The following is a 21,221-nucleotide window of genomic DNA, read 5'->3' on the forward strand; positions in this document are numbered from 1 at the left end:
AACAGAACGGCTACCAGGAAAGTCATGCTGAGCTTCTCGAAGCATCTCTACCTCAATACTAATTAATTACTCTCGCTGTAGAGATGCTTCGGCTGCGCTCAGCATGACGTTCAGAATACCAGAATGCTCACCATCCTCCAAAAAGAATTCAACGCCTTCCTGAACTCCCCCGTGGCCTACGTGGTGCTGGGGGTTTTCCTGATTGCGACAGGCCTGTTCGTCTGGGTTTTCCCCGATAGCAGCGTCCTCGACTACGGCTACGCCGACCTGCAAACGCTCTTCAATCTGGCCCCGTGGATATTCCTGTTCCTGATTCCGGCCATCACCATGCGCACGTTTGCGGAAGAGAAAAAGGCCGGTACCATTGAGCTGCTGCTGACCCGCCCGCTCACGGACGGGCAGATAATCGGAGGCAAGTATTTGGCCTGCCTGCTGCTGGCGCTGCTGGCGCTGGTGCCCACGCTGCTCTACTACTACTCGGTGTACAAGCTGGGCAGCCCTGAGGGCAATATTGATTCGGCGGCCACGGTCGGTTCCTATTTAGGCTTGGCGTTGCTGGCGGCGGTATTCGCAGCCATTGGCATTCTGGCCTCGGCGCTCACGCGTGACCAGATTATTGCTTTTTTAGTGGCTGTAGTAGGCTGTTTTCTGATTTATTCGGGGTTCGATTCTTTGGCCTCGGTGCTGCAGGGCAGCGCGGCCTATTACGTGAGTCAGCTGGGAATTGCGGCGCACTACCGCGACCTCAGCAAAGGGCTGATTGACTCGCGGGATTTGGTCTATTTTTTCAGCGTAGTTGCGGTGGCTTTACAGGCGACACGACTGGCTTTACGGAGTCGTAACTGGTAATGGAAAATACGTTGACTACTTCCCCGACTCCGGTTCCTACCCCGTCCTCCCGCAAGCAGCGCGATTTGCTCACTTTTGCCGCCATCATTGGCGGGCTCTTGCTTTTTAATTTCGTGGCCCAGCGCTTCTTTTTTCGGCTCGATTTGACGGAAGAAAAACGCTACACTATGTCGCCGGCCACCAAAACGCTGCTGCGCGACCTCAAGCAGCCGGTCACCGTCACGGTGTACCTCACCGGCGATTTCCCGCCCGCTTTCCGCCGCCTGGAGCAGGGCGTGCGCGAAACCCTGACCGAATTCCAGGTCTACGGCGGGGCCAACCTGAACTACATTTTCATCGACCCCAGCGCCGGTAGCACCGAAGCCGCCCGCAACGCCTTCTACCAAACCCTTTTCAAAAAGGGCCTGAAACCCACCAACCTCGGGGCCACCGAAAACGGCAAGCGGGTCGAGAAAATCATTTTTCCCTACGCCGTGGTGAGTGTGGGCGGGCACGATAAAAGCGTGCTGCTGCTGCGCGGCAACCAGGCCGCCCCGGCCGAGGTGCGCCTCAACCAAAGCATTGAAGGGCTGGAATACGAGCTGGCCAGCACCATCCGCACGCTGGTACCGGCGCTGCGCAAGCGCATCGGCGTGGTGGAAGGCCACGGCGAGCTCACCAACGTGCAGGCCGGCGACATCCTCGGCACCTGGCAGCAGCAGTACGACGTGTTCCGCGTCACGCTGAGCAAGGTGAAGGACCTGAGCGCGCTCGATGCCATCGTGGTGGCCCAGCCCAAAACGCCTTATTCCGAGGACGATAAATTCAAGCTCGACCAGTTCATCACCCAGGGCGGCCGGGCCATGTTCTTCGTCGATGCCCTGCGTGTGGACCTCGACAGCGTGGCCCGCAACGGTGTCGCATTAGCTACCCCCTACGACCTCAATCTCGACGACCTGTTTTTTAAATATGGCCTGCGCCTCAACCAGAACCTGCTCCTCGACCTGAACAGCGGCCAGATTCCACTCGTGACCGGCATGGACGGCAATAAGCCCAAAATCGAGCCCATGCCCTGGCAGCTCTACCCGCTCATCAACAAGTTCAGCCCCCACCCCATCACCCGCAACCTCGACGCGGTGTACCTGAAATTCGTGGGTAACCTCGACACGGTGCAGGCCCGTGGCATCCGCAAAACCGCCCTGATGAGCACCTCGCGCTACACCCGCGTGCTGCCCGCCCCGGTGCCCATCAACTTCAACGACGCCCGCCTCGAACCCAATCCCAAGCTCTACCAGAAGGGTTTCCAGCCGGTGGCCTACCTGCTCGAAGGCCAGTTCACCTCGCTCTTCGCCAACCGCGCCCGGCCCGGCACCCTCCAGTTCCAGCCCGAAAAACCGGCCAACGCCCGGTCCAGCAAAGTCCTGGTTATCTCCGATGGCGACATCATCCGCTCCGACATCGACCCCAAAACCGGCAACCCCTACCGCCTGGGCTTCGACCGCCTCGCCAACACCGAATTCGCCAACCGCGAGCTGGTCCTGAACGCTACCGATTACCTGCTCGACGACACCGGCCTCATCGCCGTACGCGGCAAGCAAATCACCCTCCGCCCCCTCGACAAAGTGAAGCTGGCCGAGCAACGCCGCCGCTGGCAGCTGCTGAACCTCGGCGCGCCGCTGGTGCTATTGGGGTTGTTTGGGGCCGTACGGGCGTGGCGACGCAAGCGGCGCTATGCGGGGTTTACAAATTTATGACATTAGTTGAGCACCCAAATCCCAACTCAGTTACCGAAAAGTACGGAAGCGTTATTTGGAGAGATTCTGGGCCAAGCATTTATAGCCCTGTTTTTTGTTGCCGTCGGATTCGGGTATTTGTACTTGCGCTTCCGTAACCGGGTAAGAGTGAAAGATGTGCTGGCAAAGAAGCATGAAAACAGCTATGCAAATGCTGGTATGGCTGTTGCGCTCAACAGTGTAGCAATCATTGGAATAGCGCTAGTGTTTTTTTGATGATTATGCCACTGCTCCATTGGCTGAACGGCTACTGGACGGGGCACTGAACCACCCACAATCACATCATGCGCTAGGTGAATAGCACGCCGTGCGGGTTGGCGCAGGTCTGGCGGCTTATCAAATCGTTGATTCGCCAGTCCGAGGCCCGACGCGGGACCGAGGACTGCGCAGTCCTCATCATCGATAATTCGGTATTGGGAAAGGTGCATACGAATTTCAACAAGCTGATTTGTTAGCACTTGCACCACTGACAGCAGTACTATATCAAGGAACTGCGCTTCGTCAGCCTACTCTACCAGGCGGGGGCGTAAGCCACGCCCATCGCCGTCGAGTTGGTGCGCCGTGGTAGAGAATATGACCCTGATACGGCCGCGTCTATTTGCGCCGATTAAGAGGCGGTCTACGAAACCAGGCAAGTCTTTACAAACCAAGACGGCAGCCGGGGTATCCTATATCTGGTCAGCAGCGAAACCGACTTAGCCCACACTTAACTCACCACGATTAACCAAAAATGGTGGAAAGCAAAGGAATACCACAAGTCACTCAAACAGAACGCCTCGATGGGCAAATCGCCCATTGAAATTCTGACAACGCAGGCTACTCATTCCTATGCCGCTGTGCTGGCCCCCACACGAAACTCGAAGTATTCAAACTCAAATGTGTGGTATCAGGCATTTTCGTCTCAAAGCTCAACTGACCGCTGTCGGCTTAGAAACCATATACCATCAATTCCGCCAACTCACTGCGTGACATAAGCTACTAGTACGCCAAAAAAAGATAACTCTTTGTTCAACATGGACGTTACCATGGAGATTAAGTCCACTTTAATCCCGGAATCATGAAAGCTATTGTCTATTACGGCCCCTTGGATGTGAGAGTATCCGACAAGCCCGACCCTAAAATTGAGCAACCCACCGACGTATTAGTCCAGGTTACCACCACCAATATTTGCGGCTCCGACCTGCACATGTACGAAGGCCGTACCAACATGGAAACCGGCCGAATTTTTGGCCACGAGAACCTGGGACGGGTCATTGAGGTCGGTAAGTCGGTAGTACATGTTAAAGTGGGTGATATGGTGTGTATGCCTTTTAATATTGGCTGTGGCCATTGCAAAAATTGCGAGCGCAAACTCACCGCTTTTTGCCTGACGATGAACCCCGGTTTTGCCGGTGCGGCCTATGGCTTTGCCGGCATGGGGCCGTATGAAGGCGGGCAGGCAGAATACCTGCGCGTTCCGTACGGTGATTTTAATTGCCAGATATTACCGGAGGATGCCAGCGAGAAGGAAAACGATTACGCCATGCTTTCCGACATCTTCCCGACGGGCTACCACGCCACGGAACTGGCGGGGGTGAAACCGGGCGAATCGGTGGTTATTTACGGCGCTGGGCCGGTCGGACTCATGGCCACGCTGTCTGCCCGCATAAAAGGAGCCGACAAAATTATGGTCGTGGACAGCCACCCCGACCGATTAAAACTGGCCAAGGAATTGGGCGGCATACCCATTGATTTTACGAAGGGCTCCGCTGTTGACCAAGTACTGGACTTAACAGACGGGCAGGGTGCTGACCGGGGCTGCGAATGCGTGGGCTACCAATGTTGCAACAAACACGGCAAAGAACAATCGAACGTAACGATGAACGAGCTGGTCCAGGCAGTGAAAGCGACCGGCTCGATTGGCGTAGTGGGGGTTTTTGTGACGGAAGACCCGAAGTCCAAAGAGGAACTGCAGAAAAAAGGCCACATGGACTTCGACTTCGGCAGCTTCTGGATGAAGGGGCAAAGCATCGCAACGGGCCAAGCCAATGTAAAATCATACAACCGGGAGCTTTGCGCGCTGATTTCTTCCGGTAAAGCCAAGCCTGCCGCCATCGTTTCCCACGAGCTCTCCCTGGATGAGGCCCCCGATGCGTACAAGCACTTTAATACCCGCGATGACGGATGGACCAAAGTGGTACTGAAACCCGGCAAAACGAGCCGCAAAAAGAATTAAGCACAAGGCAGGAAACAAAAGCCAAGCCTTAATTAAAATAACGGCCAGTGGAAGGATAGCTCCTTCCACTGGCCGTTATTTTAATTAAGGCTTGGCCCAACACGAACCAGTAACGTGTTGACCTTAATACCGCAACCGCACCAGTTCTTGCCCGATGGGCCACGTTTCGACCCCTACCGCCTGGACTTCGACCACCTCGCCAACACTGAATCCGCCAACCGCGAGCTGGTCCTGAACGCCACCGACTACCTGCTCGACGACACCGGCCTCATCTCCGTGCGCGGCAAGCAAATCACCCTACGCCCGCTGGACAAAGTGAAGCTGGCCGAGCAGCGCCGCCGCTGGCAGCTACTGGACCTAGGCGCGCCGCTGGTGCTGCTGGGGCTATTCGGGGCCGTGCGGGCCTGGCGGCGCAAGCGGCGCTATGCGGGGTTTGCGAGTTGATTAAATATCTTTGGTTTATCTCTTCGCAAAACCAAGTAAAAGCTATTGGAAGACTTATTTGCTGGCATCTTTGAGCAAATGTTTACCTATTTGCTGCTGCTTCCGGTTGGCTTTGGGTATTTGTGGCTGCGGTACCGCAATAAATTGCGCGTGAAAGAGACGCTTGCCAAAGAATATGAGAACAGCTACGCCAATGCGGGCAGTGTTGTATTACTCTACTCTACCCTACTATTTTTCAGGTACAAAAACGGGGCAGCCCGACCTTTGGGGTTACGACACCACCAAAAACCCGTTCTGCCCCGTGAAGCAACACTTCGCCGCTAAAATTACGACGCTTTTGCAGCAGGCCCCGTTTGTGGGCCACTTGTCCCGCCAAAAGTTTGTGGGCCAGTTTATTCTTGGCCTGATAAAGAGCCGCAACGTGCAATTCGGCGAGGTGGCCCAGCACCTCAATGACGCGGCCAAGCCCGCCTCGAACGAAACGCGCATTCAGGACTTTTTCCGCGAAGTAGACCTCAATTACGTACTGGTGGCCAGGATTTTACTGAGTTTGTTGCCTGCGCAGGGCAAGCTGCGCTTATGCCTCGACCGCACGGAGTGGGACTTCGGCCAGTGCCAAGTGAACATCCTGCTCGTCACCGTCGGCACGGGCGAGGTCCACGTGCCCCTTTATTGGCACCTGCTCGACAACCGCAGCGGCAACTCCAACGCCGCCGACCGCATCGCGGTGCTCGAAAAGTGCCTGGCCTTGCTGGGCAAAGACCGCATCGGCCTGGTCGTGGGCGACCGGGAATTTGTCGGCCATGCGTGGTTCAAGTGGCTCAAAGACAATGGGCTTAATTTTGTCATGCGCCTGCCCAAGCACCACTGCCTGACCCACGCCGACGGCCGGCGGCAGGCCGTGGCCGACCTGGGCCTGGTGCCGGGGCAGGTGCGCCGCTTCGCCCACGTGCAGGTCGACGGAGTCTGGGGGCAGGTCTGGGTCAAGGCCGTGGCGGCGGACGCGTTTGTCTTCCTGTTTGCCACGGCCGGTCTGAACCACCTCGAGCAACTCTATGCCAAGCGCTGGACGATTGAGCAATGCTTTCAAAATCTGAAAGGGCGGGGCTTTAACCTGGAAGCCACCCACTTGCGCTGTTTCCAAAAGCTGCGCAAGCTCGTGGCCCTGGTCAGCCTGGCCTACGCGTTTTGTCTGGGCGTGGGCGCGGCCGCCCACGGCGGCCGCCAGCCCATTGCCCGCAAAAACCACGGCTACCGGGCCGCCAGCCTGAGCCGCCACGGCCTCAATCTGCTCCGCCAACTCGCCCGCCCGCTGACCCTGCCCGAGGACCCATTGGCCCGCTTGGTTGAAACGCTACTGAACTGGATTACGAGGCAACTTGCTAAAAATCAATTACTAAAAATAGTAGGGTAGAGTAGTATTACTCAACACTACTCTACCCTACTATTTTTCAGGTACAAAAACGGGGCAGCCCGACCTTTGGGGTTACGACACCACCAAAAACCCGTTCTGCCCCGTGAAGCAACACTTCGCCGCTAAAATTACGACGCTTTTGCAGCAGGCCCCGTTTGTGGGCCACTTGTCCCGCCAAAAGTTTGTGGGCCAGTTTATTCTTGGCCTGATAAAGAGCCGCAACGTGCAATTCGGCGAGGTGGCCCAGCACCTCAATGACGCGGCCAAGCCCGCCTCGAACGAAACGCGCATTCAGGACTTTTTCCGCGAAGTAGACCTCAATTACGTACTGGTGGCCAGGATTTTACTGAGTTTGTTGCCTGCGCAGGGCAAGCTGCGCTTATGCCTCGACCGCACGGAGTGGGACTTCGGCCAGTGCCAAGTGAACATCCTGCTCGTCACCGTCGGCACGGGCGAGGTCCACGTGCCCCTTTATTGGCACCTGCTCGACAACCGCAGCGGCAACTCCAACGCCGCCGACCGCATCGCGGTGCTCGAAAAGTGCCTGGCCTTGCTGGGCAAAGACCGCATCGGCCTGGTCGTGGGCGACCGGGAATTTGTCGGCCATGCGTGGTTCAAGTGGCTCAAAGACAATGGGCTTAATTTTGTCATGCGCCTGCCCAAGCACCACTGCCTGACCCACGCCGACGGCCGGCGGCAGGCCGTGGCCGACCTGGGCCTGGTGCCGGGGCAGGTGCGCCGCTTCGCCCACGTGCAGGTCGACGGAGTCTGGGGGCAGGTCTGGGTCAAGGCCGTGGCGGCGGACGCGTTTGTCTTCCTGTTTGCCACGGCCGGTCTGAACCACCTCGAGCAACTCTATGCCAAGCGCTGGACGATTGAGCAATGCTTTCAAAATCTGAAAGGGCGGGGCTTTAACCTGGAAGCCACCCACTTGCGCTGTTTCCAAAAGCTGCGCAAGCTCGTGGCCCTGGTCAGCCTGGCCTACGCGTTTTGTCTGGGCGTGGGCGCGGCCGCCCACGGCGGCCGCCAGCCCATTGCCCGCAAAAACCACGGCTACCGGGCCGCCAGCCTGAGCCGCCACGGCCTCAATCTGCTCCGCCAACTCGCCCGCCCGCTGACCCTGCCCGAGGACCCATTGGCCCGCTTGGTTGAAACGCTACTGAACTGGATTACGAGGCAACTTGCTAAAAATCAATTACTAAAAATAGTAGGGTAGAGTAACTCAACACCATAGCCGCACTACTAGCTTTGGCAGTAGGCAGTTTGGTAATTCTCGCAATCGTGGTGCAGATACGAGAGTGGCTGAAAAGCTAAAGCTCCTCTAATAGCTGGGCACTGTGGAATATCCGCGCAATCTCCACTTTATCGATTCGCTCCAGTCGATAAATAATCCGATAATTACCTGACCGTACTTCCCGCAATTGCGTGTTTTCAAATTCAGGCACCATCCTGCCGCTTTGGGGGAAATCAGCCAGCATTCGGGTACGGGCAATAACTGGTCCATCAGCTTCTCCGCGAATCTTGGAGAGGCTGGGGTGAAGTATTCCCGCAGCCGCTGCAAATCGTCAATGGCCGCGTTAGCCCAGACTACTTGCGCCATGATTTCACCAGCTGCTCTACCTCTTCCTGCGTTTTCGATTCGCCCCGGTCAAGCTGCGCCAAGCCTTCTTCGACCTTTTCAATAAAAATCAGCCGCTCGACTAACGCATCCAAATCAAAGTTTTGAGGCAACGAGCTAATGGCTTGGTTTACGGTTTCGCGGGTCATAGCAGATTACGTTAAGGCTGTTAAATATACGGCCTGTCCTCAAAGAAACGGCATTGCCGGAATAGCCGTTCACAAATACCGGCCGCCCTTCCAAAGCCCAACCCCACCCCGTATCTTTGCCCTCCCTTATTCCTAGCCCTAGCCTCGCACCATGAAATTCATTGTATCCTCCTCCGCGCTGCTCAAGCAGCTGCAAAGCATAAACGGCGTGGTTACGAACAACCCCGTGGTGCCCATCCTGGAGAATTTTCTCTTTGAGATTGAGGCCGGCAAGCTCACCATCACGGCTTCCGACCTGGAGACGAGCATGATTACCGAGCTGCCCGTGGAGGCCCGCGACACCGGCCGCATCGCCGCGCCCGCCCGCATCCTGCTCGACACCCTCAAGAACCTGCCCGACCAGCCCGTCACCTTCACGCTGGACGAGGAAACCTACACCATCGAAATCAGCTCGGCCAATGGCCGCTACAAGTTAGCCGGCGAGAATGCCGCCGATTTCCCCCGCGTGCCGGTGGTGAAAGGCTCTTCGCCGATTGAGATGCCGTCGTCGTCGCTGGCCCGGGCCATCAACAAAACTATCTTCGCGGTGAGCACCGACGAGCTGCGCCCGGCCATGACCGGTATTCTAGTGCAGCTGGCCGACTCGCAGGTGACCTTCGTGGCCACCGACGGGCACCGCCTGCTGCGCTACCGCCGCCAGGACGTGGGTGCCGGCCAGACCGCCAACCTCATCATCCCGCGCAAAGCCTTCAACCTGCTGAAAGGCACGCTGCCCTCGGAGGCCACGCCGGTGAAGATGGAGTTCAATCAGAGCAACGCCTTCTTCTCCTTCAACCAGATGCGCCTCGTGTGCCGCCTGATTGACGAACGGTACCCGGACTACGAAAACGTGATTCCGGTGAGCAACCCCAACAAACTCATCATCAACCGCGCCGAGTTGCTAAGTTCGGTGAGTCGCATCAGCATCTATTCCAATAAGACTACCCACCAAGTGCGCCTGCGACTGGCTGGCTCCGAGCTGGTAGTTTCGGCCGAAGACCTCGATTTCAGCAACGAAGCCAAGGAAACACTGGCTTGCCAGTACGACGGCGAGGACATGGAAATTGGCTTCAACGCCCGTTTCTTAAAGGAAATGCTCTCGAACATCGACTCCGAGGAAATCACCCTGGAGCTGAGCACGCCCAACCGCGCCGGCCTCCTCATGCCCACCACCCCCGACGACAACGAAAGCATCCTGATGCTGGTGATGCCGGTGATGCTTAATAACTACGTCTAAATCGCTGATTTTCGCTGATTAGCTGTGATTTCGCTAATTGAGGTTGGCGCGGTTCAGCCCATTGCTCTTTTTGCATAAGGCCCGATTCACAAAAGATAAATCAGCGAAATCACGGTTAATCAATTTAAAAATCAGTGATGAAAAAATCAGAAATCCGCTTTAGCATCGCCCTCGACGACAACAAGGTTCCCGAGGCGATTAGCTGGACGGCTACCGATGCGGGGCCGGATATCCACTTCGCCAAAGCCATCAACATTGCGCTGTGGGACCGGGAGCAGGCCGGCACCATGAAAATCGACCTCTGGACCAAGGACATGCCCGTGGACGAGATGAAGCGCTTCGTGGTCGATAACATCGGCTCAATGGCCGAAAACATTGTGACGGCTACCGATGACAAGGAAATGGCCAACAAAATGCGTGCACTCTGCAAGGAGCTGTCCGAATACCTCGACAAGCAGGAACAAACCCAGGAGCGCCTGTAGCACATGCTTTAGCTTGTGCACTCGTTGGATTGAACCATCAAAAAGCCCCGCCGGAAATATCCGACTTGTCCTTACCCAAATCTTTTCCCGACTTCTCCGAGGTAACGCCAAGGCCCCTTTTTGCTGGCTGAATCCGCTTGAAAAGCGGCAAACCTGATAGGCAACCGCGCAAAAACGCCCTTCCAGCCACATGGCCGGAAGGGCGTTTGAGTTTTGGGTAAGGACAAGCCGGAAATATCCGACGGGGCTTTTTACATTCAGGGCGCAAGCGAAAGTATGCGCTACAAGTTACCGGGCGTTGCGGCCCAGGTTACCGGCGGGGCGGTTGGTGGGCTTGGTGCTGGTTGGGGCGATAGAAGCGTCATTGGCGCGGGCCGGCAACGGGTTCTGCACCGAATTGGTGAGGAGGATGGTGGACGACTGACTGGCGAAATCGCGGTCAGTCTTATTATACACGCCACGGGTACCGAAGTAGCTGCTGTACTGGTCGTTGCTGAGGAAAGCCTGGAACTCCTTGTCCCGCTCTTTACACACGCCATTGCACTGCTCGTCAATCAGCTTCTGATTGCCGGCGTTTCGGCGCTCGATGACCGCCATTTTGGAGACTTTGTCGGCATTCACGGCCCGGAGCTTGGTGGCCTGATAGTTATTCAGGTGCAGGTCGCGCACCATCTGCTCACTCAGGCGGTCGGCACGGGCCTGCACGGAGTTGAGGCGGGGGCTGGGCTGGGTTTTGTCCTGCACGGCAACGGTGCTGTTCGGTCCCTGCTGGGCGGTAGCAGAACCGACCAGGAGCGCCAGAAAGAGAGAGGCAAAAGCAGTTTTCATTGTCATCGTCGTAGGGGTTTCAGTTGCACACTTACGCAAGGACCGGGCCAGCCATGGACAGCGCGGTCACCGAATTCAACGCAAAAAGGCGCAGCACGGTTCGGATTTACCGTCCCTACATTACCTTAATGCTATGTCTTACCACTTATTTTTCCACATCATCGACTCCACCGGCTTGTCGGTTTTATTGTTGTATTTGGCGCTCTGCTTGTGGTTGTAGAGGGTATCGACGTTGCCCTGCACGGTGAAGTAAATCAGCTGGCCGATGGGCATGTTCCGGTACACCCGCACGGGCATCGACACGCTGATTTCCAGCGTCCAATGATTGCAGAAGCCCACGTCGCCCTTGCCGGCGGTGGCGTGGATATCAATACCGAGGCGGCCCACGCTGCTCTTGCCTTCGAGAAAGGGCACGGTGGCGTGGGTTTCGGTGTATTCCTGCGTCACGCCCAGGTAGAGGCGGCCGGGCTGGAGCACGTAGCCTTCAGCTTCGGGGATTTCAAAGGTGTCGATTTCGTTGTGCTTGCGGGCGTCGAGCACCTCATCGCGGTAGGTGGCGAGGTACTTGCCCAGGTGCACATCGTAGGAGTTGGTGCCCAGGCAGCTGCGGTCGTAGGGCTGGATGACGATGGTGCCTTTTTCGATTTCCGCGAGAATTTGCTGGTCGGTAAGAATCATTGAATGGGGTATTTTTAGGAATGCATAACGTCATAAGGCCGTCATGTAGCGCGTAGCGAAGCATCTTTACCGCGCAACGCAATTCAATCAAATGGTTTACTACAGAGGTAAAGATGCTTCGCTGCGCGCTGCATGACGGCCAGTTTATTTAATTAGTCGTCGTCGTGCCGGTAAGGTTCGGCGGGCTGGCCCTCGGCTTCCTCGTCGTCATCGTCTTCGTACCGGTCTTCGCGCAGGCCGGGGCGGCGGGTGGGCCGCAGGCGACTGGCCAGACTGCGGGGCTCGGGTTCGGGCTCCGGGTCGGCTGAGAGGTTATTGATGCGCCGGCTCAGGGTGGGCAACACATTGGCAATGAGGTGGAAGAGCATGCCGGCACTGGCCAGGCTCAGCAACAGGGTGAAGTAGTCGAGCCAGTCGTGGTGCGGAGCCGGGCCGGCCGGCACCACGGAGGCGCTGGTGAGCGGGGCCTCGTCGGACACGGTGGCGGGGGCGGTTTCCGGCCCCGCGCCGTCGGCGTCGTTGGTGGTGAGAGGGGCCGTTACGGGCGCTTCGGGCTGGGCGTAGCTGTCGGCGGTGGGCACGGCGGGGCCGGCAGCCGCGCCGGAGTCGTTGAACTGGGCACTGGCCTGCTGAATGAGGCGCTGCTCGGCACGGATGAGCGACACCCGCTCATCGCGCGGCAGGTTGTGGATGAAGAACTCGAAGTTCTTGTCCAGCAATACCGATTTCAGCTGCTTATCGAACTCCGCCAGCGTGAGCGGGCCGTTGCCGAAACGGTTTTTATACCGCTCAGCAATGCCGTTATAGTTCAAAAACAGCTGCTTAAGCCCCGAATTACTGCCAAAGCCATCGAAGGCGCGACGGGCGGCAGCGTTGCGCAGCGTGAGCGGAAACTTGCCCCGGGTGAACGACTTATCATACACCGTTTCCATGGTGCGGAAATTCAGCTCGTCGATGGTTTTATCGAAGAGGCGCTTGTTGGCCTGGGCGGGCGTTTCGGCATGGGCAAATGCCGCAAAAAACAAAAACAGGCTTAGCAGACGGAATTTTAGCATCGGGCAAAGGTCGCAGATTTAACGTGCGTTACAAGCTATGCGCCTCTATCAACGACTCGCGGCAGGCAGCCAGGTATTTCTCCACCAGCTCGTCGGTGATGGCCGTAGACACGAACAAGGCCTCGAACTGCGAGGGCGCGAGGTAGATGCCCCGGTTCAGCATGGCGTGGAAATAGCGGCCGAAAGCGGCGGTATCGCACTTTTTGGCATCGTCGAGGTTGTTGACCGGTTCCGAAGTGAAAAACAGGCTGAACATGGAGCCCACGCGGTTCACGGTGTAGTTCAGGCCAAGGTCGGCGGCAATTTGGCGGGTGCCGTCGGCGAGGCGGGTACTGCTGGATTCGAGCGCCGTGTAGAGCTCGGGGTGCTCGTGCAGGTAGCGCAACTGGGCCATGCCGGCGGCGGTGGCCATGGGGTTGCCCGAAAGCGTGCCGGCCTGGTACACTTTGCCGGCCGGAGCCACGCAGTTCATAATGTCTTCGCGGCCGCCGTAAGCGCCCACGGGCAGGCCGCCGCCGATGATTTTACCCAGCGTCACCATGTCGGCCGTGATGCCGTAGAGCTGCTGCGCACCGCCCGGCGCAAGGCGGAAACCGGTCATCACCTCATCAAAAATGAGCACGATGTCGTGATGGTTGCACAACGCACGCAGGCCGGCCAGGAAGCCTTGGGCGGGAATTACCAGGCCCATATTGCCCACCACGGGCTCCAGGATGAGGGCTGCCACCTGGTTGGGGTTGGCAGCAATGAGGGCCGCCACGGCGGGCAGGTCGTTGTAGGGCGCGGTGAGGGTATCCTGGGCCACGCCCCGGGTCACGCCGGCCGAGTCGGGCTCGCCGGCGGTGAGGGCGCCGCTGCCGGCGGCAATCAGAAAAGCATCGCCGTGGCCGTGGTAGCAGCCTTCAAACTTGATGATTTTGTCGCGGCCGGTATAACCCCGGGCGGCGCGGATGGCCGACATGCAGGCCTCAGTGCCGGAGTTTACCAAACGCACCTTCTCAACGCCGGGCACCATTTCCCGAATCAATTCGGCCATTTCCACTTCGCGGTGCGTGGGTGCGCCGAAGCTGAGCGAGTTGGGCAGGGCGGCGCGCACGGCATCGAGCACCACATCGGGCGCGTGGCCAAGAATCATGGGCCCCCAGGAGTTAATGAAATCGACGTAGCGGTTACCGTCCACGTCGGTGAGCCAGGCCCCGTGGGCACTCTGCATGAACACGGGCGAGCCGCCCACCGAGCGGAAAGCGCGCACCGGCGAGTTTACGCCGCCGGGAATAAGGGTTTTGGCCCGTTCGAAAAGGGTAGCGGAAGTGGTGAGATTGAGCATGTAATGTAATTTGGTTGAGTCGGTTCAGAACGTCATGCTGAGCGCAGTCGAAGCATCTCGCTCGCATCGTTGTCACGATTTATTTACTACTGCACGCGAGATGCTTCGACTGCGCTCAGCATAACTTTTTATCAATTACAAATTGGTTTAGCGCATCACCTGGTACTCCAGGCCGGTGAGCTTGACGATGGGCACCACCTGGTTGTCGTGGGCACCGCCGGAGTAGCTTTCGCCCTCGAAAATGGCACCCGTAGCGGGCGGAGCAGTTGATAGACTGGTTTGAAAGTCGGACCCATACTGAGACAGGACGTTGCCAAAATACATTAACAACTGAAAGCCCTGGTTGGCGAAAACCGACGGTGGCAGGTGCTGGCGCTGCAAGTACAGCTGCCGGAACCGGCGGTAGCCCAGCCCCTGCTCATCGTAGTATTTGGGCTGAATGAAGTAGGTGGTGGGGCCATTGAGCTGGCTCACGTCGAGGCGCGGATTATCGAGCCAGGAACCGGGGGCCAGCAGGCCGGGGCGCGTGGCGGCGGGCTGTTGCTGCACAAGCCGCAGGGCGTAGGGCCCGATGCGGCGGTTGTCGGACACGACCACAACGTGGCTGGCGGCGGCCAGCTCCGGCCCGGCAAAGGCGGCCGCGAGGCTCTCGTCCATATCGGGATTGAAGCGGCGCAGGGCGCTGATTTTGCCGCCCTGCGCCTCAAACGTAGCCTTGTAGGCGGTGGCAAAGTCGGCGTCGTCCTTGCTGTCTTCGTACAGCACCAGCCCGGGCTTGCCGGCCCCGAAAGCGTTGAGGGCGAACTGGGCCGCCACCCGTCCCTGCGTGGCCGAGCTGGGCGAAAACAGGTAGTGCCAGGGATTATCGAGCACCAAATCACCGTCCTGCGACAGCGGGTTTACACAGATAATCTGGTGCTCCTGGGCGTAGCGACTCAGCAGCTTGGCACCCGACTTGTACACCGGGCCGATGAGCATGTCCATACCGGCCAGCTCGGGCAGGGCCAGGGTTTGCTTCAGGGTGAGGGTGTCGGCCCCGGTGTCGTAGGCGAAGAGCTGGATGGGGCGGCCGGCCCGCTGGAGGCTGTCCTGGGCCAGGCGCAGGCCGGCGTAGAGGTCGATTACAAACTGGTTTTTGCGCACGGTCTGCCAGCTGGGGTCACTCAGCTCGAAGGGCAGCAGCACGGCCACGTTGTAGCTGGTTTTCTTCACCGAAACCGGCCGGGGGCGCGGCGTGTAGCGGGTGCGATCGAGGCTGAATTTGGCAATCAGCTCGTCGAGCTGCGGGCGGTCGGCATCGGTGTAGGCCCCGCCGGCGATGAGGTGGTCGGCGTAGGCGCGGGCCAGGGTGGCATCGTCGGGGTAGCGGCGCAGGTTGCGCTGCCAGGTGTTGCGCTCCTTGATGCGGGGCAGGTAGGTGCCCTTCATGGCCTCGCGCTCGGGGCCCAGCTTATCGGCCGGGAGCTGGGCCAGGGCTTTAAGGGCAGTGTCGAAATCCTCCTGCTCAAACGAAACCTGGCCTTGCAAAAACAGCGCATCGGGCAGGTTGGGGTAGGTTGGGTACTCGGTGCGGAGCAGGTTGAGGAGCTGCTCGGCCTCGGGCCACTGCTTGAGGCGGGCGTTGGCCACGGCGGCCAGGTAAGCCGCATCGGCGGCGCGGGCGAAGCGGGCGGTGGGCTGGGCCAGCGGTTCCAGCTGCGTGAGGGCGGCAGCGTAGTTGCCCTGGTCGAGCTGGATTTTGCCGCTGCGGTAGCGCACGTTGGCTTCGGCCGGGGGCACGGCGGTGGGCTTGGGTTTGGCGGCCTGCGGCTTAGCGGGCTGCGGCTTGACAGGCTGCGGCTTAGCGGGCGGCGGGCTGGCGGCGGGTTGGGGCCGGGCCGGCGTTTGGGCCAGCGCGGGGCTGGTGAGCAGCAGGCCGGCTGCCAGCCACCGGAGCGGCCGCCGCAGCAAAGGAATGAACTTCATTGAACCAGAAAACACGCTTGCCCCTGTGGTAAGCCGTGCAAAATTAGCCATAAATGCCGGGGGCGGGCACGCAGCCCGCCGGGCCATGCGTTGTCGTTCGGGCCGGAACTAGCGTAACATTGGGGCTATGCTGCACGGCGCTTCGGCCGTAACTTTAACCTTATGCAAGCAACCACCCTCTCCAGCCAGCCCTTCACCCGCGCCCGGCTCACGCTGGTATTTGTGCTGGCCGCTTCCGTGACCCTGAGCATTCTGCTGGTGGCCGGCCGCGTGCTGATGACGGGCCGGCTCACCTTCCTGTTCCTCATCTGGAATCTATTTCTGGCCGTCATTCCCTTCGCAATCAGCACCATGCTTAGCACGGCCAAGGGGCCGCTAAAAGCCCGCATTCTGCTCCCGGTGGGCGCGGCGTGGCTGCTGTTTTTTCCCAACGCGCCCTATATTCTCACCGATTTATTCCACCTCGACACCCGCCCCGGCGTGCCGCTCTGGTACGACCTCGCCCTCATTCTAAGCTGCGCCTGGAACGGCCTGATGCTGGCCTACGCCTCCCTCTCCGACATGCAGCGGCTGGTGCAGCAACGCCTGGGCTTTGGGGTAGGCTGGGCGTTTGCCACGGTGGCGCTGCTGCTCAGCAGCTTCGGCATCTACCTGGGCCGCTACCTGCGCTTCAATTCCTGGGATATTCTCACCAACCCGCTCACGCTGTTTTTCGATATTGTGAACCGGATTTTGCACCCGTTCTCCTTTCCCGGAACGTGGGGCGTGACGCTGGTTTTTGGGGTGTTTTTGCTGATGGGCTACGGCACGGTGCGGTTGCTGGGGAGGACGCATGAGCAGTAAACTGAGCGGTGTAGGGGCGGGGCCTGTCGTCGCCTGTCATTGGGGGGGCACAGCAACGCTTCCGTTCAACGACCGGGCGGGGGCAAGCCCCGCCCCTACTGCAACCAGTCGCGAAATACCTTTTGAATTTATTCTTTCGAGCCCAGGATGCGCAAGGTTTTATCGTCCTGATTCCCGCCATAAAACTTATCCAGCACCTGCTGAGAAACCGAACTACTGCTCACCGACGCAAACAGTGTCATCGAAGACTTCAGCTTCAGGTCATCGGGACTGCCGAAAATGTCGTGGGCATCACTGGAAGCCAGCCTGAGCAGTGCCTGGCAGATTTCCCGCAGCCGGGCACCCAAAACGGGATGAGCCAGGTAATATTTTGCCGCCTGCGCATCGGCTAACGCGTAGAACCTGGCTGTTTCACTGAGGCCCAGGCCCTGGATTTGGGGGAAGATGAACCACATCCAATGGCTGCGCTTGCGGCCGTTTTTGATTTCGGATAATGCGGTTTGGTATTCCCCGACTTGTGCTTCCTCGAATCTATTAAGCTCGTTTTTCATGGAATTTGGGCATCAATATGGCTGGATGCTTTTGCGGTTTCAACCAATACGGGTTATTCCACTACGAATGCACTTAAAGCTCAATCCATTTGGTTTTAATAGTAATTCAGCATCGATGAAACCATCCGCCGCCCGAATCTTGGATATTTCAACAAGGAGCATTCCGTCAGCTCGAACAGTTATTTTCTCAAATCTAATAACAGCTTCGGGAAGCCCAAAACTGTATTTACTGAACCTACGCGCTATTATCAGCAACGAATCCAGATTGGTTTCGCTGGCTTCACTTCTTGTTAGCATAAACTGTTTTACCCCTTCCCTATTCAGGTTTTTCACTAGTTTGAAATCGACTAAATAATTTCCTGAGTTAAGCCCACTATCTAGACGCAACGTGGAATCGACGCAAATTCGAATCAGGTTGCGGGCCATTAATGCTGAGTTCATAAATGAAGGATTTTCACGAACCGGCTCGCAGGAGAATAGTAGAAACATCGTGCAGAGACCTATTATCTTATTCATCCCTTAAATTTTAACATGCGATTGTATTTGCAAGGTACTTGAGCAGCGAACTGGATTTCGTAACAGGTCCAATAATACTTGAGCTTAAACTCAAACGCTGGCAATTCATCGGCTTCTCAATATCCCGCAGTCCCTCGCCGCGCCGTAGCTTCGTCCCAAGGGCGCGGCGCTACTTCCGCCCCACGGAACCCCGCATGAAAACACGTTTCCTTTTTGGCCTCCTGGCCCTACTACCCGGCCTAGCCTTGGCCCAACGCCACAAGCCCAAGCCTACGCCCGCCAAAGCAGCCGGCCCCTACTTCCAGCAGGAGGTTAACTACTCCATCGACGTGGTGCTCGATGACAAGACCAACTTCCTCACCGGGCGCGAGGACCTGGCTTACACCAACCATTCGCCGCAGGCCCTCACCTTCATCTGGTTTCACCTGTGGCCCAACGCTTATAAGGACAATTCGACGGCTTTTGCGAAGCAGCAATTGCGCAGCGGCAAGCGCCGGTTTCAGTTTGCCAAACCGACCGGCCGGGGATTCATCGATGGCCTCAACTTCAAGGTAAACGGCCAGCCGGCGAAGCTGGAATTCGACCCCAAAAACGCGGATATTGCCAAGCTGGTGCTGCCGCAGCCGCTGGCGGCGGGGGCCACGGCCAGCATCAGTACGCCATTTCGGGTGAAGATTCCGGCGTCTTTTTCGCGGTTTGGGCACGTGGGGCAGAGCTACCAGATTACGCAGTGGTACCCCAAGCCGGCCGTGCTGGACCGGCGCGGATGGCACCCCATCCCCTACCTCGACCAAGGCGAGTTCTACTCCGAATTCGGCTCGTTCGACGTCACCATTACCCTGCCCACCAACTACACCGTGGGCGCCACCGGCGAGCTGCAAAACCCCGACGAACGCGCCCGCATGGATGCCCTGGCCGCCACCGCCGCCGGCAAGAAAACCGCCGAGGATTTCGGCACCGACCTGAAATTCCCGGCCTCCGATGCCACCACCAAAACCCTGCGCTACAAGCAGGACCGGGTGCACGACTTCGCCTGGTTTGCCGATAAGCGCTTCAACGTGCTGAAAAGCGGCGTGACCCTGCCCTCGGGCCGCATGGTTACGTCGTGGGTACTCTTCACCAATAAAGAGGCTCCGAAGTGGATAAAGGGCCTGCAGGACGTGAACGACGCCCTCACCTACTACTCGCGCTGGGTGGGCGAGTACCCCTACTCGGCCGCTACCGCCGTGGATGGCGCGCTGAGCGCGGGCTCCGGCATGGAATACCCGATGGTGACCGTGACCCAGCCCGAGGCCATCGTGCACGAGGTGGGCCACAACTGGTTCTACGGCATCCTGGGCTCGAACGAGCGGGATTTCCCGTGGATGGACGAAGGCGTGAACACCTACGTGGAGCAGCGTGTGAGTGCGCTCGACACCGTGCCGGCCAAAGGGTTTCACGGATTCGATAAGCTGCCGCAGGGCCTGAAGCGCACCTTTGGCCTGGAGAACCTGCCGGCCTCCGCCTTCGACCAGGTGCCCTACCAGGCCATGGCCAGCCGGGGACTCGACCAGCCGGTGCAGGGCCCCACTTCGGCCGATTACACGATGCTGAACTACGGCATCATCGTGTATCAGAAAATGGGCTCGCTGCTGAAATACCTGGCCGGCTACCTGGGCCAGGCCAGGTTCGACGCGGCCATGCACCTCTACTACGAGCGGTGGCAGTTCAAACACCCCTACCCCGAGGATATGCAGGCCGTGTTTGAGGAAAGCACGGGCCAGAAGCTGGGCTGGTTTTTCCAGGGTATGATGACCAATACGCAGCATTACGACGCCGATTTGCAGACCCTGGCCAGCTTCAACGATGTGGTGAAGGTGCTGGTGCGCACCGATTCGCCCACGCCCTGGGCCGTGCCGGTATCGTCGGTCGATGCCAGCGGCCGGATGCTCGAAACCCTCTGGACGCCGCCCTTCGGCAACACCGACCCCACCGCCGACGAGGAAGCTACCAGCCAGCTCAATTTCAAACGCCCCAACGTGGCCGCCCTCGTGGTCGATGCCAACTACGTCACGCCCGAGCTCAACCGCCGCAACGACCGCCTCACCGTGGCCGACCATCCTTCCGGCTTCACACCCATCCGCCTGCGCCCGCTGGCCAGCGTGGAGCGCTGGGACAAGGCCACCATCAGCTGGCTGCCGGTACTGGGGGCCAATACTTCCGATAAATTCATGCTCGGCGCGGCGTTCTACAACAGCCCGCTGGTAACCAAGCGCCTGCAATACCTGGCCATGCCCATGTACAGCTTCAGCCGAAACGAGCTGAACGGCATCGGCCGCATCCAGCTGAATGTGCTGCCCCAGCACTTCTCGCGGCAGGCCACCATTGCCTTCGGCGTGCAGCGCTTCGAGCGCTACGTTAAGTATGAGCCCAGCGTGAGCCTCGTTTGGCCCCACGCGCCGGGCGTTGGCCCGCAACAGCGCCTCACGCTGGCCAACACCATCGTGGCCGATGAAGACCGCAACCGCACCGGCGTGTTCCAAGCCATAGACTACCACATAGCCCAGGCCAACGCCCTGCAAGGCTGGAGCGCCGCCGTAGACCTCAACCGCATGATTGCCAGCAACGCCGACGATGCCAACAACCGCCAGGCCGTGCTGCTCCGCGCCAGCGCCAGCTACTTCCACTTTTACTCGCCCAAAAAGAAGGTGCAGATGCGCCTGTTCGGCGGCCGCTTTTTGCAGCAGCCCAACAACCCCGAGTTCGTGCTCGGCCTGAGCGGCAGCCCCGACTACCGCCGCCAAACCGCCTTCCTCGACCGCCAGCAGATTTCGCACAGCGTCACGGCCCAGCTCCACCAGACCGATGACCGCGACGGTGCCTTCAAAGGATTCCTCCCGGTGGCCGATACCAAATGGCTCAGCACCCTCAATATTCAGGCAGATTTGCCGGTGACCAACCTGGCCGTTTTTGCCGATTTCGGGGCCAGCCATGACCGGTTCTTCACCAGCGAATCGACCTCCCGCCCCGCCCAGCGCCTCTATTACGATGCCGGCCTGGTAGTGCCCGTGCTGCGCGATATCCTCAGCTTCTACCTGCCCGTGGCCGGCTCACAATACGCTAACGGCCTGCCCGCCAGCCGCCAGGATTTTACCGACCGCATCCGCTTCGTGCTGAACCTGAACACGCTGAATCCCTTCCGACAGCTTGATGAGCAGCTGGCGCGGTAGCAACCCTTGCCCAAACTGATTCCCCTTTCT

21 protein-coding genes and 1 pseudogene are annotated in these 21,221 nt (G+C 58.8%); 13 read left to right on the forward strand and 9 right to left on the reverse strand.

The window, feature by feature from the left end:
* Positions 1-123 precede the first annotated feature (123 nt).
* The 9 genes and pseudogenes from gldF (at position 124) to KQ659_RS12530 (ending at position 7,910) form a co-directional block, all read left to right on the forward strand.
* Positions 124-849, forward strand: a complete 726-nt coding sequence (gene gldF / locus KQ659_RS12495; protein ID WP_216688503.1) for a gliding motility-associated ABC transporter permease subunit GldF — start codon at positions 124-126, stop codon at positions 847-849.
* Positions 849-2,582, forward strand: coding sequence for a gliding motility-associated ABC transporter substrate-binding protein GldG (gene gldG, locus KQ659_RS12500; protein WP_216688502.1), 1,734 nt, complete (start codon positions 849-851; stop codon positions 2,580-2,582). Before gldF ends, gldG begins: the two co-directional genes overlap by 1 nt.
* A 6-nt stretch (positions 2,583-2,588) precedes the next feature.
* The gene (locus tag KQ659_RS12505) at positions 2,589-2,837 is read left to right on the forward strand and encodes a hypothetical protein (RefSeq protein WP_216688501.1); all 249 of its coding nucleotides are present in this window, start codon (positions 2,589-2,591) and stop codon (positions 2,835-2,837) included.
* Between the two features lie 10 nt (positions 2,838-2,847).
* Positions 2,848-3,590: pseudogene (locus KQ659_RS22225) on the forward strand (IS701 family transposase); the annotation flags it as partial.
* Positions 3,591-3,678: 88 nt separating this feature from the next.
* Positions 3,679-4,836, forward strand: a complete 1,158-nt coding sequence (locus KQ659_RS12510) for a glutathione-independent formaldehyde dehydrogenase (RefSeq protein ID WP_216688500.1) — start codon at positions 3,679-3,681, stop codon at positions 4,834-4,836.
* A gap of 147 nt (positions 4,837-4,983) precedes the next feature.
* Positions 4,984-5,280: a hypothetical protein gene (locus KQ659_RS12515; RefSeq protein ID WP_216688499.1), complete on the forward strand. Its 297-nt coding sequence runs from the start codon at positions 4,984-4,986 to the stop codon at positions 5,278-5,280.
* A gap of 45 nt (positions 5,281-5,325) precedes the next feature.
* Positions 5,326-5,604: a hypothetical protein gene (locus tag KQ659_RS12520; RefSeq protein WP_216688498.1), complete on the forward strand. Its 279-nt coding sequence runs from the start codon at positions 5,326-5,328 to the stop codon at positions 5,602-5,604.
* Positions 5,582-6,694 carry an IS4 family transposase gene (locus KQ659_RS12525; RefSeq protein WP_216688119.1) on the forward strand — a complete coding sequence of 371 codons (1,113 nt, stop codon included), beginning with the start codon at positions 5,582-5,584 and terminating at the stop codon, positions 6,692-6,694. Before KQ659_RS12520 ends, KQ659_RS12525 begins: the two co-directional genes overlap by 23 nt.
* Before the next feature lie 103 nt (positions 6,695-6,797).
* Positions 6,798-7,910, forward strand: coding sequence for an IS4 family transposase (locus KQ659_RS12530; protein ID WP_216688119.1), 1,113 nt, complete (start codon positions 6,798-6,800; stop codon positions 7,908-7,910).
* A 94-nt stretch (positions 7,911-8,004) separates the two neighbouring features.
* On the opposite strand, the gene KQ659_RS22120 is transcribed toward KQ659_RS12530, so the two are convergent.
* Together KQ659_RS22120 and KQ659_RS12540 are read right to left on the reverse strand one after the other, a co-directional pair.
* Positions 8,005-8,238: a type II toxin-antitoxin system RelE/ParE family toxin gene (locus KQ659_RS22120; RefSeq protein ID WP_408610794.1), complete on the reverse strand. Its 234-nt coding sequence runs from the start codon at positions 8,236-8,238 to the stop codon at positions 8,005-8,007.
* 43 nt (positions 8,239-8,281) lie between these two features.
* Entirely contained in the window at positions 8,282-8,461 is a 180-nt protein-coding gene (locus tag KQ659_RS12540) for a hypothetical protein (RefSeq protein WP_201986949.1), read from the reverse strand.
* A gap of 151 nt (positions 8,462-8,612) precedes the next feature.
* Here KQ659_RS12540 and dnaN point away from each other — a divergent pair, with 151 nt between their 5' ends.
* Both dnaN and gldC read left to right on the forward strand, forming a co-directional pair.
* Positions 8,613-9,737: a DNA polymerase III subunit beta gene (gene dnaN / locus KQ659_RS12545; RefSeq protein ID WP_216688496.1), complete on the forward strand. Its 1,125-nt coding sequence runs from the start codon at positions 8,613-8,615 to the stop codon at positions 9,735-9,737.
* 137 nt (positions 9,738-9,874) lie between these two features.
* Positions 9,875-10,219: a gliding motility protein GldC gene (gldC, locus tag KQ659_RS12550; protein ID WP_168674320.1), complete on the forward strand. Its 345-nt coding sequence runs from the start codon at positions 9,875-9,877 to the stop codon at positions 10,217-10,219.
* 288 nt (positions 10,220-10,507) lie between these two features.
* On the opposite strand, the gene KQ659_RS12555 is transcribed toward gldC, so the two are convergent.
* The 5 genes from KQ659_RS12555 to KQ659_RS12575 form a co-directional block, all read right to left on the reverse strand.
* Positions 10,508-11,047 (reverse strand): hypothetical protein, encoded by a 540-nt coding sequence (locus tag KQ659_RS12555; protein WP_216688495.1) that lies wholly within the window; start codon positions 11,045-11,047, stop codon positions 10,508-10,510.
* A gap of 138 nt (positions 11,048-11,185) precedes the next feature.
* Positions 11,186-11,725 carry a dCTP deaminase gene (dcd, locus tag KQ659_RS12560; protein ID WP_216688494.1) on the reverse strand — a complete coding sequence of 180 codons (540 nt, stop codon included), beginning with the start codon at positions 11,723-11,725 and terminating at the stop codon, positions 11,186-11,188.
* A gap of 152 nt (positions 11,726-11,877) precedes the next feature.
* Positions 11,878-12,780 carry a hypothetical protein gene (locus tag KQ659_RS12565; protein ID WP_216688493.1) on the reverse strand — a complete coding sequence of 301 codons (903 nt, stop codon included), beginning with the start codon at positions 12,778-12,780 and terminating at the stop codon, positions 11,878-11,880.
* Positions 12,781-12,808: 28 nt separating this feature from the next.
* A complete protein-coding gene (gene hemL, locus KQ659_RS12570) occupies positions 12,809-14,107 on the reverse strand; it encodes a glutamate-1-semialdehyde 2,1-aminomutase (RefSeq protein WP_216688492.1) in 1,299 nt (432 codons plus the stop codon).
* 147 nt (positions 14,108-14,254) lie between these two features.
* Complete coding sequence (locus tag KQ659_RS12575; RefSeq protein WP_216688491.1) at positions 14,255-16,072, reverse strand: ABC transporter substrate-binding protein; 1,818 nt, start codon at positions 16,070-16,072, stop codon at positions 14,255-14,257.
* 162 nt (positions 16,073-16,234) lie between these two features.
* On the opposite strand from KQ659_RS12575, the gene KQ659_RS12580 reads away from it, so the two are divergent.
* Complete coding sequence (locus KQ659_RS12580) at positions 16,235-16,915, forward strand: DUF1361 domain-containing protein (RefSeq protein WP_216688490.1); 681 nt, start codon at positions 16,235-16,237, stop codon at positions 16,913-16,915.
* A 128-nt stretch (positions 16,916-17,043) separates the two neighbouring features.
* Here the strand turns inward: KQ659_RS12580 and KQ659_RS12585 are convergent, their stop codons facing one another.
* Both KQ659_RS12585 and KQ659_RS12590 read right to left on the reverse strand, forming a co-directional pair.
* Complete coding sequence (locus KQ659_RS12585) at positions 17,044-17,466, reverse strand: DUF1810 domain-containing protein (protein WP_216688489.1); 423 nt, start codon at positions 17,464-17,466, stop codon at positions 17,044-17,046.
* A gap of 39 nt (positions 17,467-17,505) precedes the next feature.
* Entirely contained in the window at positions 17,506-17,955 is a 450-nt protein-coding gene (locus KQ659_RS12590) for a hypothetical protein (RefSeq protein ID WP_216688488.1), read from the reverse strand.
* A gap of 221 nt (positions 17,956-18,176) precedes the next feature.
* On the opposite strand from KQ659_RS12590, the gene KQ659_RS12595 reads away from it, so the two are divergent.
* On the forward strand, positions 18,177-21,191 hold the full coding sequence (locus KQ659_RS12595) for a M1 family metallopeptidase (protein WP_216688487.1): 3,015 nt from the start codon (positions 18,177-18,179) through the stop codon (positions 21,189-21,191).
* Positions 21,192-21,221 lie beyond the last annotated feature (30 nt).

The sequence above is a fragment of the Hymenobacter siberiensis genome (genome assembly GCF_018967865.2).
Classification (GTDB): Bacteria; Bacteroidota; Bacteroidia; order Cytophagales; family Hymenobacteraceae; genus Hymenobacter; species Hymenobacter siberiensis.

Coding starts and splice junctions, on each gene's coding strand:
- gldF (WP_216688503.1), top strand. CDS start 124: ATGCTCACCATCCTCCAAAAAGAATTCAACGCCTTCCTGAACTCCCCC.
- gldG (WP_216688502.1), top strand. CDS start 849: ATGGAAAATACGTTGACTACTTCCCCGACTCCGGTTCCTACCCCGTCC.
- KQ659_RS12510 (WP_216688500.1), top strand. CDS start 3,679: ATGAAAGCTATTGTCTATTACGGCCCCTTGGATGTGAGAGTATCCGAC.
- KQ659_RS12540 (WP_201986949.1), bottom strand. CDS start 8,461: ATGACCCGCGAAACCGTAAACCAAGCCATTAGCTCGTTGCCTCAAAAC.
- dnaN (WP_216688496.1), top strand. CDS start 8,613: ATGAAATTCATTGTATCCTCCTCCGCGCTGCTCAAGCAGCTGCAAAGC.
- gldC (WP_168674320.1), top strand. CDS start 9,875: ATGAAAAAATCAGAAATCCGCTTTAGCATCGCCCTCGACGACAACAAG.
- KQ659_RS12555 (WP_216688495.1), bottom strand. CDS start 11,047: ATGAAAACTGCTTTTGCCTCTCTCTTTCTGGCGCTCCTGGTCGGTTCT.
- dcd (WP_216688494.1), bottom strand. CDS start 11,725: ATGATTCTTACCGACCAGCAAATTCTCGCGGAAATCGAAAAAGGCACC.
- KQ659_RS12565 (WP_216688493.1), bottom strand. CDS start 12,780: ATGCTAAAATTCCGTCTGCTAAGCCTGTTTTTGTTTTTTGCGGCATTT.
- hemL (WP_216688492.1), bottom strand. CDS start 14,107: ATGCTCAATCTCACCACTTCCGCTACCCTTTTCGAACGGGCCAAAACC.
- KQ659_RS12575 (WP_216688491.1), bottom strand. CDS start 16,072: ATGAAGTTCATTCCTTTGCTGCGGCGGCCGCTCCGGTGGCTGGCAGCC.
- KQ659_RS12580 (WP_216688490.1), top strand. CDS start 16,235: ATGCAAGCAACCACCCTCTCCAGCCAGCCCTTCACCCGCGCCCGGCTC.
- KQ659_RS12585 (WP_216688489.1), bottom strand. CDS start 17,466: ATGAAAAACGAGCTTAATAGATTCGAGGAAGCACAAGTCGGGGAATAC.
- KQ659_RS12590 (WP_216688488.1), bottom strand. CDS start 17,955: ATGTTTCTACTATTCTCCTGCGAGCCGGTTCGTGAAAATCCTTCATTT.
- KQ659_RS12595 (WP_216688487.1), top strand. CDS start 18,177: ATGAAAACACGTTTCCTTTTTGGCCTCCTGGCCCTACTACCCGGCCTA.